This window comes from Rhodoferax sp. (assembly GCF_014859475.1).
Classification (GTDB): Bacteria; Pseudomonadota; Gammaproteobacteria; order Burkholderiales; family Burkholderiaceae_C; genus Rhodoferax.
Genome location: NZ_JACUUE010000220.1, coordinates 1 through 3825, shown reverse-complemented (window position 1 = coordinate 3825; position 3825 = coordinate 1). Strand labels below are relative to the sequence as shown.

The following is a 3825-nucleotide window of genomic DNA, read 5'->3' as shown; positions in this document are numbered from 1 at the left end:
GCGCACCCGCCAGATGGCGTTCAGGGTGCGGTCAATGGTCAAAATCAGCGCCAACGCGGTGACGAACAACGCCGCCAGGCCAACACCACCGAGTTTGCTGGCCTGGCCGGCAAACTGCGTCAGGTAGCCCAGCACCTGGCGCGCAATGGTGTCGGGAATCAGGCTCTGAATCAGCCACTGCTGCAGCACCACCTGAAATTTGGCAAACATCGGAAACGCGGTAAACACCGCCAGCGCCACGGTGACCAGCGGCACCAGCGCAATGGTGGTGGTAAAGGTCAAGCTGCTGGCGGTCAGGCCCAGATGGTCTTCGCCGAAGCGCTCGCGCAGCGTGTGAGCCGTGTTTTTCCAGGGAAAATTGGCCAGGTCTTTCAAAAAGACATCCAGCCGCTGGGGCCAGTTGGTGCGTGCTGTGGGTGATGCGCTCATGGCCGCTATGATGCCACCGTCATGAACACTCCCCGCAACGCACTCCAGAACGCACCCCCAGCACCAGCCACCCCCAGCGTGGCCTTGACCCGAATTCTGGCAGTTGGCAGCCTGCTGGGGCTGATTGTGCTGGGCCTGGCCTGGGAACTGCTGCTGGCACCGCTGCGTCCGGGTGGCTCCTGGCTGGCGCTCAAGGTGTTGCCGCTGTGCCTGCCGCTGGCGGGCTTGCTCAAAAACCGCATGTACACCTACCGCTGGGTCAGTTTGCTGGTGTGGCTGTACTTTACCGAAGGAGTGGTGCGCGCCTACAGCGATGCAGCGCCAGGCAACTATCTGGCCCTGGTGGAAGTGGCCCTGTGCCTGACGCTGTTTACCGCCTGCGCGCTGCATGTGCGCCTGCGCCTGAAAAACGCCGCCGTGGCAGCCGCATCAGCCATTGCGAACGCTGAACCCGCCGCACATTTTGAACCCGCTGAACCTGACCATGCAAAACCTGCTCTCTGATCTGCAAGCCATCGTTGGCAGCGCCCATGTGCTAACCGAGGGCGACCTTAGCGCCTGGACCCAAGACTGGCGCAAGCGCACCTCAGGCAGGGCGCTGGCCGTGGTGCGCCCTGCCAGTGCCAAAGAGGTGGCGCAAGTGGTGAAAGCCTGCGCTGATTATTTGGCGCAGCGCCCGCAAAGCGGCTTGAGCATCGTGCCGCAAGGCGGCAACACCGGCCTGGTGGTGGGCTCTACGCCCGACGAATCCGGGCGGCAAATTGTGCTGAGCCTGCAGCGCCTGAATGCCGTGCGTGGCATCGACCCCGCCAACCTGACGATGACGGTGGAGGCAGGTTGCATCTTGCAAACGGTGCAGGAGCAGGCGCAGGCCGCAGGCTTCTGGTTTCCGCTGAGCCTGGCAGCAGAAGGCTCGTGCACCATTGGTGGCAATCTGGGCACCAACGCCGGCGGCACGCAGGTGCTGCGCTTTGGCAATGCACGCGACCTGTGCCTGGGCCTCGAGGTGGTCACGCCGCAAGGCGATATCTGGCAGGGCCTGAGCGGGCTGCGCAAGGACAACACCGGTTACGACCTGAAACATCTCTACATTGGCGCCGAGGGCACGCTGGGCATCATCACCGCGGCCACGCTCAAGCTCTATCCGCAACCCAAGGCGCAGCTCACCGCCTGGGCCGCCGTGCCCTCGATGGAGGCCGCAGTGCAACTGTTGGGGCTGGCGCACCAACACCTGGGCGCCAGCCTGACCGGTTTTGAGCTGATGGGCCAGTTTGCCCTGAGCCTGGTGGCCAGGCATTTTGACAATTTGCGTGTGCCGCTGTACCAAAGCAGCGCCTTTTGCGTGCTGCTGGAAAGTGCCGATGCCGAATCCGAAGCCCATGCCCGGGCACAGTTCGAGGGCTTGCTCGAAGCGGCGCTGGAAGCCGGCTGTGTGAGCGATGCCGTGGTGGCCGAGAACCTCACGCAGGCGCACAACCTGTGGCACATCCGCGAAAGCATTCCGCTGGCGCAAGCCCTGGAGGGGCTCAACATCAAGCACGACATTTCGGTGCCGGTGTCCGCTTTTGCCGCGTTTGTGGCCAGCACCGATGCGCAACTGGTGCAGGCCATTCCCGGCGTGCGGCTGGTCAACTTTGGCCACCTGGGCGACGGCAATCTGCACTACAACGTGCAGGCCCCCGAGGAGCAGGATGCTGCTTTGTTTTTGCAAGCGCAGGAAGCGTACGTCAACAGAATAGTGTTCGACGCGGTACAGGCGCATGGCGGCTCGATTTCGGCCGAACATGGCGTGGGCAGCCTCAAAGTGGACCATTTAACCCGCTACAAATCGCCGGTGGCCCTGCAAACGATGCGCGCCATCAAACAGGCGCTGGACCCGCTCAAGCTGATGAACCCGGGGCGGGTGGTTCGGCTCAATTAGCGGATCAAAAACGCCAGCACGCGGTCGGCCAGCTTGCCGTAGGGCGGCATCAGGAATTTCAGCGTCGGAAAGCGCCCCTGGTAAAACACCGGCCTCAGCTTGGAGAAGGTGTTGAAGCCATCGTGGCCGTGGTAGTGGCCCATGCCTGATTCGCCCACTCCACCGAAGGGCAGGTCGTGCTGACCGACGTGGAAGAGCGCATCGTTGACCGACACGCCGCCGGACATGATGCGGTCCAGCAGCATGCGCAATGTGCCTCGGTCGTGGCTGAAGGGATAGACCGCCAGCGGCCGCGGGCCGGCGTTGACGGCGTCGACCACCTCTTCGAGCGAGCGGTAGCCGCGGATCGGCAAAATGGGGCCGAATATCTCACGCTGCCAAAGCACGCTCTCCGACGGTGCATCCAGCACGATGTGCGGGTTGATCTTGCGCGTGGAGGCGTCAAAGGCCGGGCCGGGCAGCAGCGGCAGCAGCGTGGCGCCACGCTCGCGCGCATCGTCCAGTGCGGCCAGCAGGCGGTCGAACGAGCGCTGATCGATGATCGATGTGTAGTCGGGTGAATCCAGCGTGGGGTAGCGCGTCGGCACGATCTCGCGCGCCGCCTGCACGAAGGCTTCCACCTGGGCCTGCGGCAGCCACAGGTGGTCGACCGTGGTGCATATCTGCCCGGCATTGAGGAATTTGACAAACAGGATGCGTTCGGCTGCCACGCGCACCGGGAAGTCTTCGCAGACGATGGCCGGCGAACGTCCTCCCAGTTCCAGCGTCACCGGACACAGATTCTGCGCCGCCGCGCCCATCACCAGCCGACCGGTGGCACCCGAGCCGGTAAACAGCAGGTGGTCGAAGGGCAGCTTGGCAAATTCGACGCCGACGCCACCGGTCTCGTCGAAGAACTGCAGCTTCTCGGGCGGAAAGTAGGCCGGCATGCGCTCGATCAGCAGCCGCGCCAGGTGGCGCGAGTTCTCGCTCATCTTGACCATGGCGCGGTTGCCGGCGGCGAAGATCGACGTCAGCGGCACCAGGCTCAAATTCAGCGGAAAGTTCCACGGCACGATCACGCCGACCACGCCCAGCGGCTGCGGTATCACGCGGTTGCTGGCACCGAAGAAGGTGCGCAGGTCGACGTTACGCCGCTGCGTCTTCATCCAGCCGCGCAGGTGCCGGGCGGCGTGGTCGATGCCGTCGACGGCAGGAACGATCTCCGCCAGCAGGGTTTCGTGGCGCGAGCGGTGGCCGTAATCGGCACTGATGGCATCGCACAGCGCGTCCTTGTGCTCGCGCACAAAACGCTGCAGCGTGCGCAAATCCGCTTTGCGCTCGGCCAGTGTGGGCACGGGGTGGGCCAAATAGGCTTTTCGTTGCAGCGCAAGCGCAGCCTCTAATGGGCTCGGGGTAAGGGTCTGGTTCATGATGAAGCGAAGTTTATGACGGAAGCCAATGGCCGGGCGCACCGGGCGATTCGATTGAACTCA

4 protein-coding genes are annotated in these 3825 nt (G+C 63.9%); 2 read left to right on the top strand and 2 right to left on the bottom strand.

What is annotated here, in order from left to right; genetic code table 11:
• Positions 1–429: YihY family inner membrane protein (locus IBX54_RS13310; protein ID WP_296543141.1), on the bottom strand; the 429-nt coding region annotated here is incomplete at its 3' end.
• A 21-nt stretch (positions 430–450) separates the two neighbouring features.
• On the opposite strand from IBX54_RS13310, the gene IBX54_RS13305 reads away from it, so the two are divergent.
• On the top strand, positions 451–933 hold the full coding sequence (locus IBX54_RS13305; RefSeq protein ID WP_296543140.1) for a DUF2069 domain-containing protein: 483 nt from the start codon (positions 451–453) through the stop codon (positions 931–933).
• Entirely contained in the window at positions 914–2350 is a 1437-nt protein-coding gene (locus IBX54_RS13300) for an FAD-binding oxidoreductase (protein ID WP_296543139.1), read from the top strand. The genes IBX54_RS13305 and IBX54_RS13300 overlap by 20 nt, the downstream gene beginning before the upstream one ends.
• Here the strand turns inward: IBX54_RS13300 and IBX54_RS13295 are convergent.
• Entirely contained in the window at positions 2347–3762 is a 1416-nt protein-coding gene (locus IBX54_RS13295) for a coniferyl aldehyde dehydrogenase (protein WP_296543138.1), read from the bottom strand. The genes IBX54_RS13300 and IBX54_RS13295 overlap by 4 nt on opposite strands.
• Positions 3763–3825 lie beyond the last annotated feature (63 nt).

What these genes read in the sequence shown, in the direction of transcription:
- IBX54_RS13305 (WP_296543140.1), top strand. Translation starts at nt 451, where the DNA reads ATGAACACTCCCCGCAACGCACTCCAGAACGCACCCCCAGCACCAGCC.
- IBX54_RS13295 (WP_296543138.1), bottom strand. Translation starts at nt 3,762, where the DNA reads ATGAACCAGACCCTTACCCCGAGCCCATTAGAGGCTGCGCTTGCGCTG.
- IBX54_RS13300 (WP_296543139.1), top strand. Translation starts at nt 914, where the DNA reads ATGCAAAACCTGCTCTCTGATCTGCAAGCCATCGTTGGCAGCGCCCAT.